Raw genomic sequence first — 20,704 nt, 5'->3', positions numbered from 1 at the left:
ACCCTGGGGATATGCGTACCGGGAGGGGCGGTCGCAATTGGGCTCGGTCGTTGATCACGTTCATCGGCGTGAGCGTGCTGTCGGGTGCGCTGGCGGCGGGGTTCGTGGTGCCGTTCGCCGGATTCGCCGGACGCGGATCGGCTGACGTCGCGGCCTCGCTCCAGAACCTGCCGAAGGAGCTCGTGATCGATCCGGTGGCCGTCCGCAGCCGCATCCTGGCCGCGGACGGCACGCTGATCGCCACGCTGTACGAGCAGAACCGCGTCCCGGTCCCGCTCGGTGCGGTCAGCCCGATCATGCGCAAGGCGATCGTCGCGATCGAGGACTCGCGGTTCTACGACCACGGTGCGCTCGACCTGAAGGGCACGCTGCGAGCGATGCTGCGCAACCAGACCGAGGGCGAGGTGCAGCAGGGCGGGTCGAGCATCACCCAGCAGTACGTGAAGATGAGCCTGGTCGAGAAGGCGCGGACCGCGGCCGAGCGGGCGGCGGCGACAGCGGTCACGTACGAGCGCAAACTGACCGAGCTGCGGTACGCGATCGCGGTCGAGGACCAGTTGTCCAAGGACGAGATCCTCGAGCGGTACCTGAACCTGGCGAACTTCGGCGACGGCGCGTACGGCGTCCAGGCGGCCTCACAACACTATTTCCGGACCACGGCCGATAAGCTCACGCTCCCGCAGGCGGCGCTGCTGGCCGGGCTGGTGAAGAACCCGACCGGGTACGACCCGACGAACGACCTGACTCGCTCCAAGGCGCGCCGCGACGTGGTGATCAAGCGGATGCTCGAGCTCGGCGTGATCACGGTCAGTCAGGCCAACCGTGCGCTGCGGGCGCCGGTGATCGACCTGGCCAGGGTCGAGCCGGTACCGAACGGCTGCGCCAATTCGCGGTACCCGTTCTACTGCGACTACGTGGTCTCACAGCTGCTGACGAACCCCGAGCTCGGGGCGACCGTGAAGGACCGCGACCACTACCTGAAGACCGGCGGCCTGCAGATCCGGACCTCGATCGACCCGCGGATCCAGGCGGCCGCGCAGGCGTCGATCGACAAACACAGCAAGCGCACCGACACCGCGGTCGCCGCGATCACGGTGGTCGAGCCGGGCACCGGGCTGGTCAAGGCGATGGTGCAGAGCAAGCCGTACGGCAACGGGCGCAACCACACGAACTACAACTACAACGTCGAGAAGTCGTACGGCGGGTTCGGCGGGTTCCAGAACGGCTCGACGATGAAGGCGTTCACGATCGCGGCGGCCCTGTCGAAGGGCTTCCCGATGGACTACCGGATCAACTCGCCGGAGCAGATCGACCTGCGGAACACGAAGTTCCGGACCTGCACGGGGACCACCCGCGATCCGACGTACCAGCCGAAGAACTCGACGCACAGCGGTGACCTGACCATGGTCGAGGCGGCGCGGTTCTCGACCAACACGTACTTCCTGCAGTTGTCGCAGCGGACCGGGCTGTGCGCGATCGCGAAGATCGCGGCCAAGCTCGGGATGTACAACGGCCAGACCGGCGAGCCGCTCGACCAGGTCGCGTCGATGACGCTCGGCGTCGGGTACGTGACGCCGTTGATGCTGTCGAACGCGTACGCAACGTTCGCGGCGCGCGGGAAGTACTGCAAGCCGCTGGCCGTCACGTCGGTCCGGGACAAGTCCCACAAGCTGATCCCCGGGCCCGGCTTGGACTGCAGGCAAGCGCTGCCGCGTGCGGTCGCGGACGGGGTCAACCGGGTGCTCAGCCAGGTGATGATGCCTGGCGGCACCGGCGGCCACCTGCGCTTCGGCACTCGCGACATGGCCGGCAAGACCGGCACCATCCAGCAGAACCTGGCGGTCTGGTTCGCCGGCTACACCCCGAACCTCGCCGCCGCCGCGGTCGTCGCGGACGCCACGCTGCCGTACACCAACCTGATGTTCCGCCACACGCTGAACGGCGTGGACATCGCCGACCCGACCGGCTCCGGCACTGCCGGCCCGCTCTGGGAGAGCGCCATGCAGGGCGCTCTCCGCGGCCTGCCGGTCGAGCGTTTCGTGAACCCGCCGAGAAAGATGATCGGCAACCCGAACCCCACGCCTGCCGACTCCGGGAAGCAGAAACCGACGCCCAAGCCCAACACCGCTCCCCGCTGAGCTCACGTGCCCAGCGCCCTGCTGATCGTCGTCGGTCTGGTCGGGCTGCTGGGCGGCGCCGAGCTGGTCGTGCGCGGCGGGTCGGGGCTGGCCGTGCGGCTCGGCCTGACGCCGATCGTGGTCGGGGTCACGGTGGTGTCGCTGGGCACGAGCATGCCGGAGCTGGCGATCGGCGTCGACGCGGCCCGGCAGGGCAACGCCGGGCTGGCGGTCGGCAACATCGTCGGCACGAACCTGGTCAACCTGCTGCTGATCCTCGGCCTGAGCGCGCTGATCAGCCCAGTCACCTTCGACACCCGGACGCTGCGGTTCGAGCTGCCGCTGATGACGGGGGCTTCGCTGTTGCTCGTGCTGATCGCGCTCGACGGGTCACTCGGTACGGTCGACGGCATCGTGCTGGTGCTGTTCGGGGCCGGCTACACGTACGGCGTACTGCGGTCCGGACGCCGCGAGTCCGCGCCGGTGAAGGCGAAGTACGACGCGTCGTACGCCAAGCCCGCCCGGACCTGGGTCGATGTGCTGTGCCTGATCGCCGGGCTCGCGGTGATCGTCGTCGGCGCGACGCTCCTGGTCGACGGGGCGGTCGACGTCGCGATCTCGCTCGGGGTGAGCGACGCGGTCATCGGGCTGACGATCATCGCGATCGGCACGTCCGCGCCCGAACTGGTGACCACGATCCTGTCGACCGTCCGCGGCGACCGCGACATCGCGCTCGGCAACCTGCTCGGCTCGAGCGTCTACAACATCGCGATCATCCTCGGGATCACGGTGCTGGTCGCCCCGGGCGCCGTCGAAGTCCCGTCCGAGGTCCTGGAGAGCGACCTGATCCTGATGGCCGCCGCAGCCGTCGCCTGCGTCCCCGTCTTCCTCTCAGGCCGCCGCATGACCCGCCTCGAAGGAGCCCTCTTCGTCACCGCCTACGCGGCCTACCTGACCTGGCTCCTCCTCACCCGCGCCTAGAGCGGCCTGAGGTCGGTGCCCGGGACCCAGGCGATGTCGCCGTTCTTGTCCCGGACCCGGCCCAGCCACTCGCCGTTGTCCCGTATCCAGACGTCGAGCTCACCGGTCGACCAGGTCGCCCGCTGAACCTTCTGAGCCGGCTCGACGTGCCGCACGGCGTCCGCCGGGCGTGGCCCGTGAGCGTCGTACTGCACGTCGAGATCGGAGGCCAACTCCCGCGCCTTCCCCTCGTCGTCGAGACCTGTCGCACGCCACCCGTTGACCGCCCCGTCCCAGACGCCGAACCCGTTGGATCCGTCGTCGGACGGGCGAACCGTGAACCGACCAAGCATGTTTTCAGATTACCGCTTGATCGAACATATGTTCTAGTCTTGATCCCGACGGGAGGTGTGTGAGATGGATCAGGTTCGGTAGCGGAAGATGATGCGGCCCCGGTTCAGGTCGTAGGGACTGAGTTCTACCAGAACGCGGTCCTCCGGGAGGATCTTGATGTAGTTCTTGCGGATCTTGCCGCTGATGTGCGCCAGGACCTTGTGGCCGTTGGTGAGTTCGACCCGGAAGTTGGCGTTGCGGAGGCACTCGACGACGGTGCCCTCCATCTCGATGCCGCCTGCTGTTCTAGGCATGATCAGACCCTTCCCGGCCGGCTGATGAGTTCCAGACTGCCGCCTGTGCGTTGGGCGCCGAGCCCTTCGAACAGCGCCAGCGCGGCCGTGTTGGTCTCGTCGACCTCCGCTGTGGCTGCTTCGAAGCCGGCCTGATGCAACCCGCTGAGAGTGTGAGTCAGCAGGGCGCGAGCGATGCCGTGCCGCCGCTCGGCGGTCAGTACGGCGACCAGCCCGATCCGCGGCCGCCGGGTCCTCGTCGCCACGCGGACCAGTCCGACGTACCGTCCGTCCCGCACCGCGACCGTGTACTTCGACGGGTCGAGTGGTCTCGTGCCGCCCTGCCACGGCAGCACCTCCGCAGGCATCGTCTGCCAGCCGACGGTCGCCTCGACCTCCGCGCGGATCGCGCGGTCGAGCTCACGCAGCGGAGCCTCGGCCGCGGTCGTGATGACCACTCCGGACGGCGGGTCCACCGGCGCGAGTTCAGTGGGTACGACGAACTCCGACTCGCGACGCTCGCGGGTGAATCCTGCGCGTTCCCAGTTGGCGGTGAGGTCGCGATCGGTCTCGTCGACCACGGTGTACCGCGGTGCCGGCTGATCGGCCAGCATTGCGGCGGCGAGCCGGTCGAAGACCGCGTCACTCCAGGTGTCGATACTCAGGAACGTCCTGCCGTCGAGCCGCCGCGAGGCATGCCCGCGGCCGACGACCAGATCGTTCTCGATCGCGTGCCATTGATTCTCCGCGACACGCGAGAGCGTCAAAGTGTTCATAGGTGTTTCCCTTCGGGAGCCTGTCGTGGCGCTCCCGGCTGACACCTACGTCAGTCGCCCGCCCGTGACCACGACAGGGGGAGCACCCATTGCTCTGCAGCGTTCATGGGGGCATCACCTCCTGGTGTGGTGTCACGGACCACGGCAAGGTACCAACCCGCTGGTCGCGGCTGCCACTCATTTTGCGCGCTGTCGAACATATGTTCTAGTCTTGATTCCGACGGGAGGTGAGTGCGATGGGCTACAACAATCCGCCGATAAAGTGGTCGGAGCTGGAGCGCAAGCTGTCGGACCGCTCCCGCCCGGGCAGCCACGGCGGTCGGCCGGTGACGGGCGACGGCGGTGACAGTCCGGCATGGTCGCAGCATCGCGGGCCGTATGTCGCCGACGCCGTCCACCGCCCAGAGCACGCCGTGCCGTATGCCGAGCTCCACGCCCATTCGAACTTCTCCTTCCTGGACGGCGCCTCCCAACCGGAGGATCTGGTCGAGGCCGCGGTCCGCCAGGGGCTGCATGCGCTGGCGCTGACCGACCACGACGGGTTCTACGGCGCGGCGCGGTTCGCCGAGGCCGCAGCGGCGTACTCGATGCCGACTGTTTTCGGTGCCGAGCTGTCGCTCGGGCTGACCGGCCCGCAGAACGGCGTGGCCGACCCCGAGGGCAGTCACCTGCTGGTGCTGGCGGAGGGGCAGGACGGCTATCACACACTGGCCGGCGCGATCACCAAGGCGCAACTGGCCGGAGGGGAGAAAGGGAAGCCGGTCTATGTGCTGGAAGAGCTGGCTGCTGTTGGCCGCAAGCATTGGCTGATCCTCACCGGCTGCCGCAAAGGCCTGGTCCGGCAGGCGCTGGAGCTCGGTGGACACGCCGACGGTCCGGCGGCCGCGGGCCGTGAGCTGGATCGGCTGACCGCTCTGTTCGGCAAGGACCGCGTGGTGGTCGAGTTGATCGACCACCACCTGCCTGCCGACACCCTGCGGAACCGGATCCTGGCCGACCTGGCCGCCGACCGGGGTCTTCCGGTAGTTGCCACAAACAACGTTCACTACGCGACCCCGGCGAAGCACAAGCTGGCGGCCGCGCTGGCCGCCGTGCGGGCCAGGCGCGACCTGGATTCGATGGACGGCTGGCTGCCACCGAGCGGGATGGCGTTCCTGCGTTCGGGGGCGGAGATGGCGGCCCGCTTCCGGCGGTACGACGGGGCCGTGGCGCGCTCGGTGACGCTGGCCGACCAGCTCGCGTTCGACCTCGCGCGGGCGAAGCCGAAGCTGCCGCTGCGCGACGTACCTGATGGTCATACCCCGATGTCGTGGCTGCGGGAGCTGACGTTCGCCGGCGCCGCGAAGCGGTACGGGACCCGTGAGCAGCGGCCGGATGCCTACGAGCGGCTGGAGCGGGAGCTCGACGTCATCGAGGAGAAGGGCTTCCCGGGGTACTTCCTGATCGTCGAGGACATCGTCCGGTTCGCGCACGACAACGGGATCCTCTGCCAGGGCCGCGGCTCGGCGGCGAACTCGGCGGTCTGCTACGCGCTCGGCATCACCGCGGTGGACAGCATCCTCTACAACCTGCCGTTCGAGCGGTTCCTGGCCACCACCCGGGCCGAGGAGCCGGACATCGACGTCGACTTCGACTCCGGCCGGCGGGAGGAGGTGATCCAGCACGTCTACGAGAAGTACGGCCGGCACAACGCCGCCCAGGTGGCGAACGTGATCTCCTACCGCCCGAAGTCCGCCGTCCGCGACATGGCGAAGGCGCTGGGGTACTCCGTCGGTCAGCAGGACGCCTGGTCGAAACAGGTGGACGGCTGGAGTCCGGAGATCACCTCGACCGAGCACGACATCCCGCCGCAGGTGGTGTCGATGGCGACCGAGCTGCTGAAGTTCCCGCGGCATCTCGGGATCCACTCCGGCGGGATGGTGCTGACCGAGCGCCCGGTCGGCGAGGTGGTGCCGATCGAGCACGCGCGGATGGAGAAACGGACCGTCCTGCAGTGGGACAAGGACGACTGCGCGTGGATGGGGCTGGTGAAGTTCGACCTGCTCGGGCTCGGCATGCTGGCCGCGCTGCAGTACTGCCTCGACATGGTCCGCGAGCAGATCGGCGAGTCGTGGGAGCTGCACACGATCCCGCGGGAGGAGGCCGGCGTCTATGACCAGCTCTGCCGGGCGGATTCGGTCGGGGTGTTCCAAGTGGAGTCCCGCGCACAGATGGCGACGCTGCCGCGGCTGAAACCGCGACGGTTCTACGACCTGGTCACCGAGATCGCGTTGATCCGCCCCGGCCCGATCCAGGGCGGCGCCGTCCATCCGTACATCCGCCGGCGGACCGGCGAGGAGCCGATCACCTACCTGCACCCGAAGCTGCGACCGGTGCTGGAGCGGACCATGGGTGTGCCGCTGTTCCAGGAGCAGCTGATGCAGATGGCGATGGCGGTCGGCGAGATCGACGGTGACGAGGCCGACCTGCTCCGCCGGGCGATGGGGTCCAAACGCGGCATCGAGAAGATCTCGTCCCTGAAGGACAAGCTGTACGCCGGGATGGCGGGCAACGGGATCACCGGCGACCTGGCCGACGAGATCTACGAGAAGATCGAGGCGTTCGCGAACTTCGGGTTCGCCGAATCGCACTCGATCAGCTTCGCGCTGCTCGTCTACTCCAGCACGTGGCTGCGGCTGCACTACCCGGCAGCGTTCCTGGCTGCGCTGCTAAGGGCCCAGCCGATGGGGTTCTACTCACCACAGTCCCTGGTGGCCGACGCCCGCCGTCACGGTGTCGAAGTACGCCGTCCGCACCTGCATCTCTCGGGTGTCGACGCGGGGCTCGAGTTTCTCGTCGACGGGCAGGAGCGCACCGGTCCGACCGGGTCGCCGGACTGTCTGGCGGACCCGCAGCCGTTGGTGGGTCCGTTCGATCCGCAGGCGCCGTTCGACAACACCGTGCATCGCCGGGACGGTGTGTTCGCGGTCCGGCTGGGGTTGTCCGAAGTACGCACGGTGGGGGAGAAGGGCGCGAAGCTGATCGTCGAGGAGCGGGAGCGGGGTGGGCCGTTCACCGAGATGGCCGACCTGGTCCGGCGGACCGGGATCACTGCGGCCCAGGTCGAGGCGCTCGCGACAGCCGGGGCGTTCGACTGTTTCGGACTCGACCGGCGGCAGGCGTTGTGGGAAGCGGGCCGCGCAGCCGAGGAGCGCCCCGGTCAGCTGGCCGGCATCACCGCCGCCGGCCCGCCGCCGACGCTGCCCGGGATGAGCGACATCGAGGCCGACATGGCCGACCTGTGGTCCACCTCGATCACCACCACCAGCCACCCGATGGAGCGCGTCCGCGAAAGACTCCGCGCCGAAGGGATCCTGTCCGCCGCCCAACTCCGCGAAGCCCCCGACGGCGCCCGCGTCCGGGTAGCCGGCGTCGTCACCCACCGCCAACGCCCAGCCACCGCCTCCGGCGTTACCTTCATGAACCTCGAGGACGAGACCGGCATGGCCAACATCGTCATCACCGTAGGCTGCTGGCACCACCACGCCGCCGTAGCCCGCAACGCCGCCGCCCTCATCATCCGAGGCCGCATAGAACGGGCCGGCGAAGTAACCAACCTCTCCGCCGAACACCTAGAACGCCTCCCCCTAGCCGCCCGAACCAAATCCCGAGACTTCCGCTAACCCCACCCACCCACCCACCCACGCAAACCCACCACCACACCGTGAACAGGACACCGCTTCGCGGCGGCTGTTTTGTTGGCCTCTTCGCGGCGAGCGTGGACTGCCGGGAGCACGTACCCTGACGAAACAGCTGCAACCTGCGGCTTGCGAGGGGGACACCGCTTCGCGGCGAGCGTGGATTGCCGCGACTGAGGTTGCATCTGGCCGAACAACTGCGAGCTGTGGTCGGGTTCGCCGAGCAGGATGCCCCGAAGATGCAGCAAATGCTCAGCTCCGCGAAGTGGACGCCGCTGGGCAGTTGCTCAGTTGTTGACCTGCATCCTCGGGGTCGGAGTGTTGACGGGGATTCTGATTGGTGGAGCGACTGCGAGCACGCGACGATTGGTGCGACCATCAATTCGACGGCTGTGCCACATGCGCGTTGGTGAACCAGGCAGACGTCGGTGTAGGTCGGCGGGTGGGGTCCGTCGGTCGCCGAGTCGTGGCGGATGGTTCGGGGGTGGAAGCGCGAGTCGTGGATCGGGGTTGCTGGGACGAGCCGAGATCCACGACTCGGCGGGTGCGGCGCGAAGATTTGTGTTGGCGATGTACGTGGTGCAACGGCTGCAAGGAGCTGCGACGCCGGCGAGGCCGAGCTCGGGCACGGCCGGTTCTCGGTCGTCCGTGCCGGCGGCGGATTGGACGGCGGGGCGGGGACAGCTGCAGTGGGAGCAGTCGGACTTAAGCGCGGGTGAGCTCGTATGCTCGAATATTCGGGCTTGGCCTGTGCATGGGGCGACGTCGCTTACGGCTGCGTCTACGTAACCTCCACCGACGTACACCTCGTCGGGATACGCATGCCAGTTGGCGGGTGGCGGCGGCCGGCATGCAGCTTCCGGAAGGGTGGTTCGGCGCGCTGGAGCAGGCGGAGTTCCCGCACGGGCAACGTCGTACGGCGGACTCTCTCGTGGCGACGCTCGCCACCCGCGCGGGCATGTTGGTGATGTCAGCTGAGGAACGCAACGCCACGCTGGCCCGCATCCGCGCTTACCTAGCGAGCAGACCAGAGACTGCCCGCGGCGAGTTCACCCTCCCCGATGCTGACCGCAGTACTACGTGTCAAGCGGCTCCACGGGGTGGGCGGTTGAAGATGCGGCGCAGGCGGTTCAGAGCCTGATCGGTGAACAGGCCGGTGAGCGCGCCGGTCAGGACCAGGACGGCTACGCCGGCGCTGGAGGTGGATTCGTCGCCGATGCTGATCAGGCCGGTGTTGACGGCGATCACCGAGACGGAGGCGAGCAGCGCGGACCACAGCGGACGCATGATGTACCACGCGACCTGGTGATTCGCGCCGGTCGTACGGGCGAACGTCATGCTCTGCTGGATGACGCTGCCGACCGCGCCCGCCGCGGCGCCGACGATGAGCAGGCTCATGTTCAGTGTGATCGCGAAGTCGACCGGCCAGTGAGCCGACCGGCTCGCGACCTGGTGCGGCCCGACGGCCTCCTGGGCTGCGACCAGGTGTTCCGCCAGCCCGTACGCCGCGATGAGACACGGCAGCGCGATGACAGCCTGGGCGATGTTGATCGTGACGATCAGCCGCCGGTGAGAGCGCCGTACGGTCCTCGTCCGCCTCCGATGTGGTTCGACTGTGTTGCTCATGGCAGTTCCTCCCCCTCAATCAGACGGAGTCGCCGACAACCCGCCGCGATACATGAGAAGTACAGTGCGAAGGGTGCCTGTCGATGTGGTGACGGAGGTCGTGATTGAGCGGCCGGTGGATGTGGTCGCGGCGTACGTCGGGGATCCGTCCAATGCGCCGGAGTGGTACGCGAACATCGAGTCCGTGGACTGGCAGACCGAGCCGCCGGTCGAGGTTGGATCGCGGATGGACTTCGTTGCGCACTTCCTGGGCCGGCGGCTCGCCTACACGTACGAGGTGGCCGAGCTGGTTCCTGGTCGTCGCCTTGTGATGCGCACAGCTCAAGGGCCGTTCCCGATGGAGACCAGCTACGAGTGGTCGGAGGCAGACGGCGGCGCGACGCGGATGACGTTGCGGAATCGCGGGGAGCCGAAGGGATTTGCCGGGGTCGCAGCGCCGTTGATGGCAGCGTCCATGCGGCGGGCGAACACGAAGGACCTCGCCCGCCTGAAGCAGCTACTCGAAACGCGCTGAGACCTCAGCCGGCCTGCGACTCGGACAGGTGCGGGGCCAGCAAGGTGAGTAGTTGGGTGTGAGTCTCGGGGGAGGCGGAGGCGAGCAGGCCGGGGGTGGTGTGGAGAGGGTCGCCGCGGAAGTTGGTGACCGGGAGGCCGGCGGCTTGGCAGAGGATGGTGCCGGCGGTGAAGTGGACGCTGGTCGGGCTGACGTTGTCCGCGATGTAGGCAGCTTGGCGGCCGACCGCTACCCAGGCCAGGGCGAGCGTGGTGGAGAAGACCCGGAGGGCAAACGCGGCGCGGAGTTTCTCGTCTGTCAGGAGTTGCGCGCCTAGGAACGGTCCGGTGCCGTCGATGTCGATGTCCACAAGCCGCGAGGCCACGGAGGGTACGGCGGGACGATCGGCGCCGTTGTGGCGGATGAAGACCGTGGTGCCGTCGGTCCAGAAGATCTCGTGGGTGAGTGGCTGGGCCACGGCAGCGACATCGCCGCTCGGGCTGCGAAGTGCGACGTTCACGGAGAACAGCGGATTCTGAGCCGCGAAGTTGAGCGTCCCGCAGAGCGGGTCGACCAGCCAGGTGCGCTCCGCCTCGCCGCTGGCGCCGAACTCCTCGCCGATGACCGCGTCGTCCGGACGGGCGCCCTGGATGACCGCCATGATCGCGCGTTCGGATTCCAGGTCGGCCTCCGTCGCGAAGTCGGTCCCCGCCTTCGCGTACCGCTCCAGCTGCCCGCCGAATCTCTCCCGGATCACCGCGGCGCCGGCCTCCGCCGCCGCAACCGCCACCTCTGCATCATCCATACCGGTATCCAACACGGGGCGGCAGGTCAGCGCTGGTAGACCTCGCTGAGATTGCCCTCCGGGTCGACCGACTTCAGGATCGCGCCGGTGATGTCGGCCAGTTGCGCGAGCTGCTCAGGCGTGAGTACGTTGATGATGTGCTGGCGAACCGTTGCCACATGGCCCGGCGCGGTCGCGCGGATCTTCTTCCAGCCGGCGGCCGTCAACCGTGCGTTCGTCGCCCGCGCATCCTCCGGGCAGGGGAACCGCTCGACGATTCCCCGATCCTCCAGCCGCTTCACGACGTGTGACAGCCGGGGGAGGGTCGCGTTCGTTCGCTGGGCCAGCGCGGTCATCCGAAGAGTGCGCTTCGGTGCCTCGGACAGCATTGCCATCACGAAGTACTCGTAGTGGGTCAGCTCCGCGTCGCGCCGCAGTTGGGAGTCGAGGACGCCGGGCAGCAGCTCGAGTACGGCGGCCAGCCGCAACCACGCCGTCATCTCCGTGTCGTCCAGCCATCGGGTGCTCATCTCAACATTCTGGCAGCAAAAGGTTGTAGCTACAACCTTATTGCGCTACCGTGATGGTTGAACGCACAACCAAAAGGAGCTTGAGCATGACGCACGTCAGCATCATCGGAAGCGGCAACATGGGGCAGGCGATCTCGTCGGTCGTCGCCAAGGGCGGCAACAGCGTCGAGCTGTTCAACTCCAAGGACACGGACAAGCCGGTCACCGGCGACGTCGTGATCCTCGCGGTGCCGTACCCGGCGATCGACCAGGTCCTCGCCGATCGCGCCGACCAGTTGAGCGGCAAGGTCGTCGTCGACATCACCAATCCGCTGAACTTCGAGACGTTCGACTCGCTGGTCGTGCCGGCGGACGGTTCGGCGGCGGGCGAGCTGGCCGGGAAGCTGCCGGACTCCAAGGTTCTGAAGGCGTTCAACACCACGTTCGCGGCGGCGGTCGCGTCGGGCCGGGTGGGTGAGGTTCCGACCACGGTGCTGATCGCCGGCGACGATGCCGACGCCAAGGCGCTGCTCGCCGGGATCGTCAGCGCCGGCGGGTTGAAGGCGGTCGACGCCGGGTCGCTGAAGCGTGCCCGCGAGCTCGAGGCGCTCGGGTTCCTGCAGCTCACCCTCGCGATCGGCGAGAAGATCTCCTGGACCGGCGGCTTCGCCCTGGTCTGAGAACTGGTCCGCGGACCTCCCGCCTGAGGACCGGTCCGAGGATCCGACGCCTGAAGGCCGGTCCGAGGACCTCGCGTCTGAGCAAACTAGCGCAACAGCGCGAGCCGTACGCCGAGGCCGATGAAGATCCCGCCTGTCGCCGTGTCGATCCGGCGGCGGGCGGTACGCCGGGAACGCAGCCAGCCGCCGATCCGTCCGGACAGCAGGCCGACCGTGCCGTCGACGAGGAACTCCAGCACGATCAGGATCGCGCCGAGCACCGCGAACTGCAGCCACACCCGACCGTGCTCCGGCACCACGAACTGCGGTAGGAACGCGATCGTGAACGTCACCATCTTCGGGTTCAGCAGGTTCGTGGTCAGCCCGGTCAGATAAGCCTTCCGCCCCGACATCGCCGCGCCGGCCGGTGCATCGCCGATGGCGTCGTTGCGGTGCCGGATCATCTGCACCCCGAGATAGATCAGGTACGCCGCGCCGACGATCCGTACTGCGGTGAACGCAACCGGCACCGCCGCGAACAACGCGGCCAGCCCGGCCGCCGCCACCGCGACGTGAACAGCCTCACTCGTGGCAACCCCGGCCGTCGCGAGCAATCCGGCCCGCGGACCGCTGCGCATCCCACACCCGAGGATGAACAACATGTCCGGCCCGGGCGTGATCATCGCGATCGTCGTCGTCAGCAGGAACGCGAGCAGAAGGTGCTGGTCGATCGGCATATCCCGATCGTCGCACGGCCATCGGACAATTCTGACCGAATGCGGGCAAGCGCTTACCTGATCGCTCCGACGATGGAACACTGGGCGACCATGGATGCGCCTCGAGTGATCAATGACAACGGTGCTTGGTGCTGGTTCCAGGACGAGCGGGCCTTGGTCGATCCGGAGAGCGGCCTGCTCGTCGTCGGTTCGATCGCCGCCCCGGAGGGGCCCGGCGGCGACGAACGGGCCGGCAACGTCGAGCTGACCGTCGTAGATCTGCAATCCCCTTCAACCCAGGTCGTCGTACTGCATGAGCAGTTCGAAGCCGACGATCACGACGTACCGGCGTTGTGGCGGCGGCGGGATGGTCGTTGGCTGGCGGTGTACACGAAGCACAAGACCGACGACCTGACCCGGTGGCGGATCAGTGAGCCCGGCGACCCGCGCACGTGGGGCCCGGAGCGGACGTTCGACTGGAGTGAGTTCACCGGCGGCCGCGGCGTCACGTACTCGAACCTGCATCAGCTCGACGGCCGCCTCTACTGCTTCGCCCGCGCGGTGAACGACGACCCGTGCGCACTCGTGTCCGACGACGAGGGCGACACGTGGGAGTACGCCGGCAAGCTGTTCACGCGCCCGAAGGTCGGCTACGTCAACGGCTACACGCGCTACGTCTCGACGCCCACGCGCGTCGACCTCATCACGACCGACCACCATCCGCGCGACTACAACAACTCGATCTACCACGGTTACTTGGAGGGCGGTGCTCTGCACCGGACCGACGGCACTGTGGTGGACGCGAGAGCGCTCGACGCCGACGCGCCGTCGCAGGTGGAGCTGACCACGGTCCTCGCCGCGGACTCGGTCTGGGACGGCGAGCCGATGACGCACTGCTGGACCGTCGACATCCGCCGTGGCGATGACGGCTCGCTCGCTGCGGTGATGCTCGCCCGCCACGACGTACCGGAGAATCCTGAGGATGCCTTCGCTCGGGAGCATCCGGTGCCGGATCACCGCTTCTTCTATGCACGGCTCGCGCCCGGCGGCACGTGGCAGGTGCAGCAATTGGCTAAGGCCGGCCACGGTCTGCTGGTGCACGAGAACGACTACACCGGCCTGGTCGCGATCGACCCGTACGACCTCGACTCGCTCTACGTCTCGACGCCGATCGACCCGCGCGACGGCGCCGCGCTGAAACATCACGAGATCTTCCACGCCCGCATGAACGGCGCCGGAACAGCCGGGACAACGGGGACAGCCGGGACGACGTGGACGCCGGTGACCGAGAACTCCAGCGTCGACAATCTCCGGCCGATCGTCGCGCCCGGCGATCCGGCGCGCATCCCGCTGCTCTGGTTCCGCGGCGAGATGACGGCCTCGCAGCACTACGCGTGTGAGGTCGTTCTCCTGGATCGCCTGCGACAGACATAATAACAAGCGGTACCATCTCAGCCATGACTGTTCCGGTATGGCGGTTGTGGGTGGCGGTGCTGTTCGGGTATCTCGCGTTCGGCGCGACGTTGCAGGCGTTGCCGTCGTCTGTGCCGGAGAAGTTCGGCGGCGGCGCGCTGGCCAGCGGGACCGCGGTCGGCATCGCGTTCCTGGCGACGGCGTGCGGGCGGCCGTTCGCGGGCCGGCTGGCCGACGCGGGCTGGTCGCGGCCGGTTGTCCTGATTGGGGGAGTGCTGGCCGCGATTGGGGGCCTCGGGCAACTGCTTGCGCCGGATCTGTTGCTCCTGCTGGTCGCGCGGCTGGTGATGGGCGCGGGTGAGGCCGCGCTGTTCTCCGCGGCACTGCCCTGGGTGCTGTCAGGTGCACGCGTGGCGCAGCGCGGGCGGTTGGCCGGCTGGTTCGGCTTGTCGATGTGGGGTGGGTTGGCCGCGGGACCGGTGATCGCGACACTGGTCGGCGCCGAGGTCTGGTGGGTCGTCGTGGGACTGTCGCTCGCCTCGGCCACGCTCGTGCTGACGACCCGCTCCGACCCGGGTCGACTCGAACCGCTGGCCAGGATCCGTCGCCCGAGCGATCTCGTGCCGCCCGGCGTACCGTTGCCCGGAGCAACCATTGGCCTGGCCGCCTACTGCTACGGAACAGTGGCCGCCTTGCTCGTACTGCGATTGCGCGCTGGCAACCTCGGCGTCGACAACATCGCGCTCGCGGTGTTCGCGGCAGGATTCCTGGTCACGAGATTTGCCGGCAGCCCGCTGGTTGATCGGTTCGGCGGCCGGAGCATCGCGGCAACGACCGTGAGCCTCGAGATCGTTGCCCTCATCGGACTCGCCGTGGCCACAGATAATGCGACGGCGATCACCTTCACGGCACTGGCCGGCGTCGGCCTGGCGCTGATCTACCCGGCCTGTATCTCGATGACGCTGGATCGCGTACGTGGACTGCGGCCGGGCATCTCGATGGGTGTGATGACGTCGTTCTGGGATCTCGGCGTCATGGCCGCCGGCCCGCTCGGTGGTCTGATCGCCGAACAGGCCGGCTATCAACAGGCATTTCTCGTCGCGGCCGGAGCCGGACTGCTGTGTGTCCTGGTCGCCCTCAGAGTGCCGACTCGAGCAGCGTCTCCACGATGACCCGCGCCTCCGCGCCGAGCCCCGGATCCTGGTCGACCGCGCTGATCAGCGTCGCACCTTCCAGTACGACGACCAACTGCCGCGCGGTCCGCTCCGGATCATGAGCCCCGGCATTCGTCAGCAATCGCTCGAAAAGCTCGCGATAGAAGGCGAGATGCTCTCGCGCGAGCCGCCGCGGCGCGCCGTCCTGAGCACGGTCCTCGGTCGCGGCATTCATCATCGCGCAGCCGCGGAACCCGGCTTCGGCGTACCAGCTGGCAACGAGGTCGAAGACGGCGAGGATCTGGTCGCGGCCGGGCGGTGCCTGCTCGACCGCTGCGTTGTGCCAGGCGCGCACCCGTCGGGTGCGGTCGGCAAGCACCGCTTCGACGAGGCCGTCCTTCGACTCGAAGTTCTTGTAGATGGTCAGCTTCGACGCGCCGGCGGCCTCGACGATCTCGTTGATCCCGGTCGCGTGGATCCCGCGCCGGCCGAACACGTCGGCCGCCGCCTTCAGGATCCGGGCCTTCGTCGCCTCCGGATCCAACCGTTCCCCAGCCTTGACCGGCATCGTCCAACCACCTCCGCACCCCAGCCTACCGAGCTGGACCAAGATGAGAACGATCGGTACTATCAAGCTCATGTGGACAGCAGCGGGATTCGAGCACGTGGCCGAGGCCTTCGACCGGAACTTCACGCAGCGCGGTGAGCTCGGCGCGGCGTTCGCGGCGTACCACCGGGGCGAGTTGGTCGTCGACCTGTGGAGTGGTGTTGCCGACCCGGAGACGGGCCGGGCGTGGGATCGCGACACGATCCACCTGATGTTCTCCGGCACCAAAGGCCTCACCAGCGCGTGCGTCCTGCTGCTGGTGCAGCGTGGCCAGCTGTCGCTGGACGATCCGCTGAGTCGCTACTGGCCCGAGTTCGGTGCCGAGGGCAAGGATCGGATCACGATCGCGGAGGTGCTGTCCCACCAGGCCCGCCTGCCGTGGGTCGAGGCCGGGTACGCCGACCTGCTCGACCACGACGTGATGGCAGCACACCTCGCCGCGCAGGCGCCGGCCTCCGATCCGCGCGCAGGCTTCATGTACCACGCGGTGACCTGGGGCTGGCTTCTCGACGAGTTGGTACGACGGGTCGACGGCCGCACGGTGGGGCGGTTCTTCGCGGACGAGTTCGCCGTACCGCTGGAGCTCGAGGTCTGGATCGGCCTGCCCGAGGAACTGCACTGGCGAACGGCGACGATGGTGGCTCCGGAAGGTGTTCTCGTCGATGGCCCATGGTCGGAGTTGAACCGGCCCAATCCGCTGTGGATTCCAGGTTCGGAGAAGATCTGGAACAGCGAGGAATATCGCAGCGCCGGGCTCGCGGCGGTCGGTGGTTACGCGACAGCCCGAGGGATGGCGAAGTTCTACGCATCTCTCCTGGGAGACGGTGTCCTGTCGCCGGAGATCGTCGAGCTCGGTCGCCGGGAGATCCGGCGTGGCATCGAGCCGACGTGGGGCAGCCCGATGGTTTACGGTGCCGGCTTCGAGTTGCAGAGCGGCGACGGCCCGGCCGACGCGTTCGGTCACCCGGGGGCCGGTGGCTCGCGGCACGGCGCATGGCCGGGCCGCGAGACCACCTTCTCCTACCTGATGAACGAGGTACGCGTCGGACCGGACGAACGCTCGCTCACCCTGCTCGCTGCCTTGTCAGGGGTTCGGGCTCAGCCGAGGTAATCGCGCCACGGGCCGGTGATGGCCAGCGTGATCCCCGGCGTCTGGATGTTGACGAACAGCACCTTGCCGTCCGCGGAGAACGTCGGGCCGGTGAACTCCGAGTCGTTCAGCATGTTGCGGGCGATGGCGTACGTCGGTCCGCCCGGCGTCGCGCTCAGCACGTGGCTGCTGGCCTGACCGTCCTCGGCCAGGATCAGCGAGCCCCACGGCGTCACGGTCACGTTGTCCGGGCTGTCGAAGTTCAGGTCGTCGTACTTCGCCTCGGGGCCCTTGTTCGCGGCGGCGTTCTCGGGGAAGTACGTGACCAGCTGGATGGTCTTCGCCTCGTAGTTGTAGAACCACACCATGCCGTCGTGCGGTACGGCGTCGGCGGGCAGGTCGGCGGTGCCGGACTCGGCGTACGAGTTCACGACGTACACGCCCTGCTCGGTGCCGTAGACACCCTCGAACTTCTTGCCGCGGGTGATCTGGCCGTCGGTGAACTGCTTGCGGACCGAGGTCGTCGCGCCGTCGCGGTCCGGCACCGGCACCCAGGTGGTGCGGAACGGGCGGAGCAGTTGGGCCGAGGTCAGGTACGCGACGTCCGGGATCGGCTTGCCGTCGTCACCGAGGATCGCCAGCGCCTCGAGCGTGCCGAAGTCCTTGTTCTGCAGGTCCTGCCAGCTGCGCGAGCTGAGCCGGTAGCCGCGCGGCGCCGACCAGCGGTAGAAGGTGCCGTTGGGGCCGGACGCGTCCTCGGACAGGTAGATGTGCGTGCGGTCCTCGTCGATCGCGAGCGCCTCGTGCGCGTAGCGGCCGAGGGCCTTCAGCGGCACCGGGTGCACGGTCTTGCCGTCGGCCCAGACCTCGAAGACGTAGCCGTGGTCCTTCAGACGGGTGGTGCCGTTGGCCTTGTTCTCGGTCTCCTCGCACGTCATCCAGGTGCCCCACGGCGTCGGGCCGCCGGCGCAGTTGGTGATCGTGCCGGAGATGCCGACCCATTCGCCGAGGTTCTTGCCGTCGCGGTCGACGGAGATGACCGTGCAGCCGCCGGCCGCACCGACACCGCTGTCGTACACGGTGCCCGCGATCGGCGGTACGCCGAGCGGGTTGTCGGCGCCGATCTCGTGGTTCTGGATCAGGGTGTAGGTGCCGTGCCGGCTGCCGTCGAAGACCGCGGTGCCGTCGTGCAGCGTCGGCGTCGGCTGACCGCTCGTCAGCTTGGTCTCACCGGCCTGGGTGACGACCCGGTACTTGAACCCGGCCGGCAGCGCGAGCAGGCCCTTCGGGTCGTCGAGCAACGGCGGGAAAGGCCGGTGCTGCGGGAACGGCGTGTGGCCGCTGCGCGAAGCCGGCGCGGCCTCGGCCAGCGTCGGTACGGCGCCGACAGCGGTGAATCCGACTCCGGCCGCACCAACGGCGGCTCCGCGGAGGACGGAACGACGATCGACAGACATGCAATGCTCCTTGGCCGTGCGGTAGACAGAAAGGGCGGTTCCCGAGTTCCCCCGATCCTTCAGGTCGCCGGCTGACAGGTGGGAAACGGAATCTGAACAACATTCGTGCGATACATCTGCAACGAATACAGGTGTTCCGCCGTCTACTGTGGGAGGTGATGGTGATGCGGACAGTGAGCGTCGTACTCGCGACAGCCTGCCTTTTGGTTGCTTGCGGCAATAACACCGGAACTGACACCGGAAACGGCACCGGCACGGGAGGGACTCCTTCGATGACACCAAGCCCCACGAGCAGCAGTACTCCGCCGGGCGGACCCGTCGAGCAGGCCAAGGCCGACCTCGCCAAGCGGCTCAGTGTCGATGCGGCACGGGTGACGCTGGTGAGTTCGGAGGAGGTCACCTGGTCGGACGGCAGTCTCGGCTGTCCGGAGCCGGGGATGATGTACACCCAGGCGCTGGTGCCGGGTGCGCGGATCATCCTCGAGGTCGACGGTACGCAGTACAACTACCACTCCGGCGCCAACCGGGCGCCGTTCCTCTGTGAGCATCCGCGCTAGCCGGCCCGTAGGAAACTTTCCTGGTGACCGGGTGTATCAACTGGCACCGAGGGTGACTCCGCACAAATGGGGGGATGTCCTCAAGTTGTTGCAGGGGGGAGGACAACGCGAGGGCGCGCAGAGGGGGAGGCTGAGGTGGTGCGGGAGGACCGGCGGTCAGGCCGGTGAGTCCCGCACCGCCTCAGTGCGTCACGTCAGCTGACCGACGTGATCGCGTCGCCGGCCCGCAGTACCGGACCGACACCCGGCTCCGGCTGGGTCAGCGCGAAGGCGAGCAATGCGTCGGCCGCCTGCTTGGCGTTCTCGCCGGTGAGTGACATCCGCCCGGCGATCAGGCCCGCCACGAGCGGCGTCGCGAACGACGTACCGCTCCAGCGCGCCATGCCGGCGAACGAGCGCAACTGGCCGGCGTTCGGCGGCTCGGTGCACTCGTAGTCGCCGGTGAGGAACGCGTTGACCAGATTCTCGCCCGGTGCGTAGACGTCGACCCAGCCGCCGAAGTTGCTGAACGACGCCCGGTCCCGGCCGTTCTCCGCGAGCGCTCCGACGCCGACGGTCTCCGGGAACGCCGCCGGCCAGAAGTAGTCCCGGCTCGACTCGTTGCCGGCCGCGGCGACCAGCGTGAGGCCGTTGACGCGGTTCAGCCGGGTCTTGATGAACACGTCCAGACCGAGCGCCGGCAGATCGAACCGTGTCCGGGTGCCCGCGGACAGGCTGATGATGTCGGGCGCGAGATCGAGTACTTCGTCCAGCGCCGCGGCGAGGTCGAACTCCCACATCGCGCCGGCCGAGGTGAAGTAGCTCTTCACCACGATCTCGACGTTGCGGGCGATGGCTCGCATGACGCCGGCGATGAAGGTGCCGTGCCCGGCGTACGGCCGGATCCGACCCGAACCGTCGAAAGCGTTCTCCGGGTCACCGGTCACACCGTTCAGCCAGTACGCCGCCGGCGCGTCCGACCAGCCCACGTCGAGTACGACGACCTTCACGCCGCGACCGTCCGCGGCGCCCGCGGACAGGAACGGTGTCGGCAGCACCGGGTCCGGCGGGATCCCGGGTGGCACCTCCTCCGGCTCGGTCGCCGGACACGGGCTGACGCTGGGCGTCACATAGAACAAGTGCTCGGGCGTGACCACGCCGCGCCCGAGCCGCAGGTCGGCGTACTTCAGGAATCGCTGGGTGACGGAGCGGTCCTCCGGCGCGTCGCCCGGAACCTTCTCCGGCAGCAGCAACCGGGTCACGCCGCCGATGCCGCCCTCGGCCGGGCGTCCGCCCTGGAAGAGCTCGATCACGCGGGTGAGATCCTCGTCCCGGACCAGGACGACCCCCGTGCGGTATAGATAGTCGACGCCTTCGGGGCGCTTCTCCCAATCCTCGGGATAGACCTCGACCTCGCGTTCGAACGCGGCCAGAATCAGTTCGATCTGAGCGATGTATTTCCGGTCGCCCGTTTGATCCGCCATTTCCTTCCTTCCCCCCTCGA

The 20,704-nt window shown here is 68.2% G+C and carries 19 protein-coding genes; 9 read left to right on the top strand and 10 right to left on the bottom strand.

Annotation, left to right across the window (positions count from 1 at the left end; translation table 11 throughout):
• Positions 1-11 precede the first annotated feature (11 nt).
• Positions 12-2,138, top strand: a complete 2,127-nt coding sequence (locus tag EV653_RS13200; RefSeq protein ID WP_134102203.1) for a transglycosylase domain-containing protein — start codon at positions 12-14, stop codon at positions 2,136-2,138.
• 6 nt (positions 2,139-2,144) lie between these two features.
• On the top strand, positions 2,145-3,098 hold the full coding sequence (locus EV653_RS13195) for a calcium/sodium antiporter (protein ID WP_134102200.1): 954 nt from the start codon (positions 2,145-2,147) through the stop codon (positions 3,096-3,098).
• On the opposite strand, the gene EV653_RS13190 is transcribed toward EV653_RS13195, so the two are convergent.
• The 3 genes from EV653_RS13190 to EV653_RS13180 all read right to left on the bottom strand — a co-directional run bounded on the left by EV653_RS13190 (position 3,095) and on the right by EV653_RS13180 (position 4,479).
• Entirely contained in the window at positions 3,095-3,430 is a 336-nt protein-coding gene (locus EV653_RS13190) for a hypothetical protein (protein ID WP_134102197.1), read from the bottom strand. The genes EV653_RS13195 and EV653_RS13190 overlap by 4 nt on opposite strands.
• A gap of 69 nt (positions 3,431-3,499) precedes the next feature.
• Positions 3,500-3,724: a translation initiation factor IF-1 gene (infA, locus tag EV653_RS13185; protein ID WP_134102194.1), complete on the bottom strand. Its 225-nt coding sequence runs from the start codon at positions 3,722-3,724 to the stop codon at positions 3,500-3,502.
• A gap of 2 nt (positions 3,725-3,726) precedes the next feature.
• Complete coding sequence (locus tag EV653_RS13180) at positions 3,727-4,479, bottom strand: GNAT family N-acetyltransferase (RefSeq protein WP_134102191.1); 753 nt, start codon at positions 4,477-4,479, stop codon at positions 3,727-3,729.
• 236 nt (positions 4,480-4,715) lie between these two features.
• Here EV653_RS13180 and EV653_RS13175 point away from each other — a divergent pair, with 236 nt between their 5' ends.
• The gene (locus EV653_RS13175; protein WP_134102188.1) at positions 4,716-8,141 is read left to right on the top strand and encodes an error-prone DNA polymerase; all 3,426 of its coding nucleotides are present in this window, start codon (positions 4,716-4,718) and stop codon (positions 8,139-8,141) included.
• Between the two features lie 1,098 nt (positions 8,142-9,239).
• On the opposite strand, the gene EV653_RS13165 is transcribed toward EV653_RS13175, so the two are convergent.
• Complete coding sequence (locus tag EV653_RS13165; protein ID WP_134102185.1) at positions 9,240-9,782, bottom strand: hypothetical protein; 543 nt, start codon at positions 9,780-9,782, stop codon at positions 9,240-9,242.
• Between the two features lie 73 nt (positions 9,783-9,855).
• Between EV653_RS13165 and EV653_RS13160 the strand changes: the two genes are divergently transcribed.
• Positions 9,856-10,296 carry an SRPBCC family protein gene (locus EV653_RS13160; RefSeq protein ID WP_134102182.1) on the top strand — a complete coding sequence of 147 codons (441 nt, stop codon included), beginning with the start codon at positions 9,856-9,858 and terminating at the stop codon, positions 10,294-10,296.
• A gap of 4 nt (positions 10,297-10,300) precedes the next feature.
• Here the strand turns inward: EV653_RS13160 and EV653_RS13155 are convergent, their stop codons facing one another.
• Together EV653_RS13155 and EV653_RS13150 are read right to left on the bottom strand one after the other, a co-directional pair.
• The gene (locus tag EV653_RS13155; RefSeq protein WP_134102179.1) at positions 10,301-11,080 is read right to left on the bottom strand and encodes an inositol monophosphatase family protein; all 780 of its coding nucleotides are present in this window, start codon (positions 11,078-11,080) and stop codon (positions 10,301-10,303) included.
• Between the two features lie 26 nt (positions 11,081-11,106).
• On the bottom strand, positions 11,107-11,589 hold the full coding sequence (locus EV653_RS13150) for a MarR family winged helix-turn-helix transcriptional regulator (protein WP_134102176.1): 483 nt from the start codon (positions 11,587-11,589) through the stop codon (positions 11,107-11,109).
• 86 nt (positions 11,590-11,675) lie between these two features.
• Between EV653_RS13150 and EV653_RS13145 the strand changes: the two genes are divergently transcribed.
• Complete coding sequence (locus tag EV653_RS13145) at positions 11,676-12,248, top strand: NADPH-dependent F420 reductase (protein WP_134102173.1); 573 nt, start codon at positions 11,676-11,678, stop codon at positions 12,246-12,248.
• A gap of 86 nt (positions 12,249-12,334) precedes the next feature.
• Here the strand turns inward: EV653_RS13145 and EV653_RS13140 are convergent, their stop codons facing one another.
• Positions 12,335-12,964 (bottom strand): LysE family translocator, encoded by a 630-nt coding sequence (locus EV653_RS13140; RefSeq protein WP_134102170.1) that lies wholly within the window; start codon positions 12,962-12,964, stop codon positions 12,335-12,337.
• Positions 12,965-13,003: 39 nt separating this feature from the next.
• Between EV653_RS13140 and EV653_RS13135 the strand changes: the two genes are divergently transcribed.
• Together EV653_RS13135 and EV653_RS13130 are read left to right on the top strand one after the other, a co-directional pair.
• Positions 13,004-14,377 carry a BNR-4 repeat-containing protein gene (locus EV653_RS13135; RefSeq protein ID WP_202871583.1) on the top strand — a complete coding sequence of 458 codons (1,374 nt, stop codon included), beginning with the start codon at positions 13,004-13,006 and terminating at the stop codon, positions 14,375-14,377.
• Positions 14,378-14,400: 23 nt separating this feature from the next.
• Positions 14,401-15,528, top strand: coding sequence for an MFS transporter (locus EV653_RS13130; protein WP_134102167.1), 1,128 nt, complete (start codon positions 14,401-14,403; stop codon positions 15,526-15,528).
• On the opposite strand, the gene EV653_RS13125 is transcribed toward EV653_RS13130, so the two are convergent.
• Positions 15,494-16,078 (bottom strand): TetR/AcrR family transcriptional regulator, encoded by a 585-nt coding sequence (locus EV653_RS13125; protein ID WP_166679382.1) that lies wholly within the window; start codon positions 16,076-16,078, stop codon positions 15,494-15,496. The two genes, EV653_RS13130 and EV653_RS13125, sit on opposite strands and share 35 nt — an antisense overlap.
• A gap of 70 nt (positions 16,079-16,148) precedes the next feature.
• Between EV653_RS13125 and EV653_RS13120 the strand changes: the two genes are divergently transcribed.
• Positions 16,149-17,228: a serine hydrolase domain-containing protein gene (locus tag EV653_RS13120; RefSeq protein ID WP_238159703.1), complete on the top strand. Its 1,080-nt coding sequence runs from the start codon at positions 16,149-16,151 to the stop codon at positions 17,226-17,228.
• On the opposite strand, the gene EV653_RS13115 is transcribed toward EV653_RS13120, so the two are convergent.
• Positions 17,216-18,664: an alkaline phosphatase PhoX gene (locus EV653_RS13115; RefSeq protein WP_134102160.1), complete on the bottom strand. Its 1,449-nt coding sequence runs from the start codon at positions 18,662-18,664 to the stop codon at positions 17,216-17,218. The two genes, EV653_RS13120 and EV653_RS13115, sit on opposite strands and share 13 nt — an antisense overlap.
• 272 nt (positions 18,665-18,936) lie before the next feature.
• Here EV653_RS13115 and EV653_RS13110 point away from each other — a divergent pair, with 272 nt between their 5' ends.
• Entirely contained in the window at positions 18,937-19,221 is a 285-nt protein-coding gene (locus EV653_RS13110; RefSeq protein ID WP_134102157.1) for a hypothetical protein, read from the top strand.
• Between the two features lie 194 nt (positions 19,222-19,415).
• Here EV653_RS13110 and EV653_RS13105 read toward each other — a convergent pair whose 3' ends face one another.
• Positions 19,416-20,684, bottom strand: coding sequence for a S8 family peptidase (locus EV653_RS13105; protein WP_134102154.1), 1,269 nt, complete (start codon positions 20,682-20,684; stop codon positions 19,416-19,418).
• Between the last annotated feature and the right edge of the window lie 20 nt (positions 20,685-20,704).

The organism is Kribbella pratensis (assembly GCF_004365355.1).
Lineage (GTDB): Bacteria > Actinomycetota > Actinomycetes > Propionibacteriales > Kribbellaceae > Kribbella.
The sequence above is the reverse complement of the archived record's forward strand: the minus strand, read 5'-3'. Positions and strand labels throughout refer to the sequence as shown.

Bases quoted from the DNA above. Each gene is read 5' to 3' on its own strand.
- EV653_RS13200 (WP_134102203.1), top strand. From the start codon at position 12: ATGCGTACCGGGAGGGGCGGTCGCAATTGGGCTCGGTCGTTGATCACG.
- EV653_RS13190 (WP_134102197.1), bottom strand. From the start codon at position 3,430: ATGCTTGGTCGGTTCACGGTTCGCCCGTCCGACGACGGATCCAACGGG.
- infA (WP_134102194.1), bottom strand. From the start codon at position 3,724: ATGCCTAGAACAGCAGGCGGCATCGAGATGGAGGGCACCGTCGTCGAG.
- EV653_RS13180 (WP_134102191.1), bottom strand. From the start codon at position 4,479: ATGAACACTTTGACGCTCTCGCGTGTCGCGGAGAATCAATGGCACGCG.
- EV653_RS13175 (WP_134102188.1), top strand. From the start codon at position 4,716: ATGGGCTACAACAATCCGCCGATAAAGTGGTCGGAGCTGGAGCGCAAG.
- EV653_RS13165 (WP_134102185.1), bottom strand. From the start codon at position 9,782: ATGAGCAACACAGTCGAACCACATCGGAGGCGGACGAGGACCGTACGG.
- EV653_RS13155 (WP_134102179.1), bottom strand. From the start codon at position 11,080: ATGGATGATGCAGAGGTGGCGGTTGCGGCGGCGGAGGCCGGCGCCGCG.
- EV653_RS13150 (WP_134102176.1), bottom strand. From the start codon at position 11,589: ATGAGCACCCGATGGCTGGACGACACGGAGATGACGGCGTGGTTGCGG.
- EV653_RS13145 (WP_134102173.1), top strand. From the start codon at position 11,676: ATGACGCACGTCAGCATCATCGGAAGCGGCAACATGGGGCAGGCGATC.
- EV653_RS13140 (WP_134102170.1), bottom strand. From the start codon at position 12,964: ATGCCGATCGACCAGCACCTTCTGCTCGCGTTCCTGCTGACGACGACG.
- EV653_RS13135 (WP_202871583.1), top strand. From the start codon at position 13,004: ATGCGGGCAAGCGCTTACCTGATCGCTCCGACGATGGAACACTGGGCG.
- EV653_RS13130 (WP_134102167.1), top strand. From the start codon at position 14,401: ATGACTGTTCCGGTATGGCGGTTGTGGGTGGCGGTGCTGTTCGGGTAT.
- EV653_RS13125 (WP_166679382.1), bottom strand. From the start codon at position 16,078: ATGCCGGTCAAGGCTGGGGAACGGTTGGATCCGGAGGCGACGAAGGCC.
- EV653_RS13120 (WP_238159703.1), top strand. From the start codon at position 16,149: ATGTGGACAGCAGCGGGATTCGAGCACGTGGCCGAGGCCTTCGACCGG.
- EV653_RS13115 (WP_134102160.1), bottom strand. From the start codon at position 18,664: ATGTCTGTCGATCGTCGTTCCGTCCTCCGCGGAGCCGCCGTTGGTGCG.
- EV653_RS13110 (WP_134102157.1), top strand. From the start codon at position 18,937: ATGACACCAAGCCCCACGAGCAGCAGTACTCCGCCGGGCGGACCCGTC.
- EV653_RS13105 (WP_134102154.1), bottom strand. From the start codon at position 20,684: ATGGCGGATCAAACGGGCGACCGGAAATACATCGCTCAGATCGAACTG.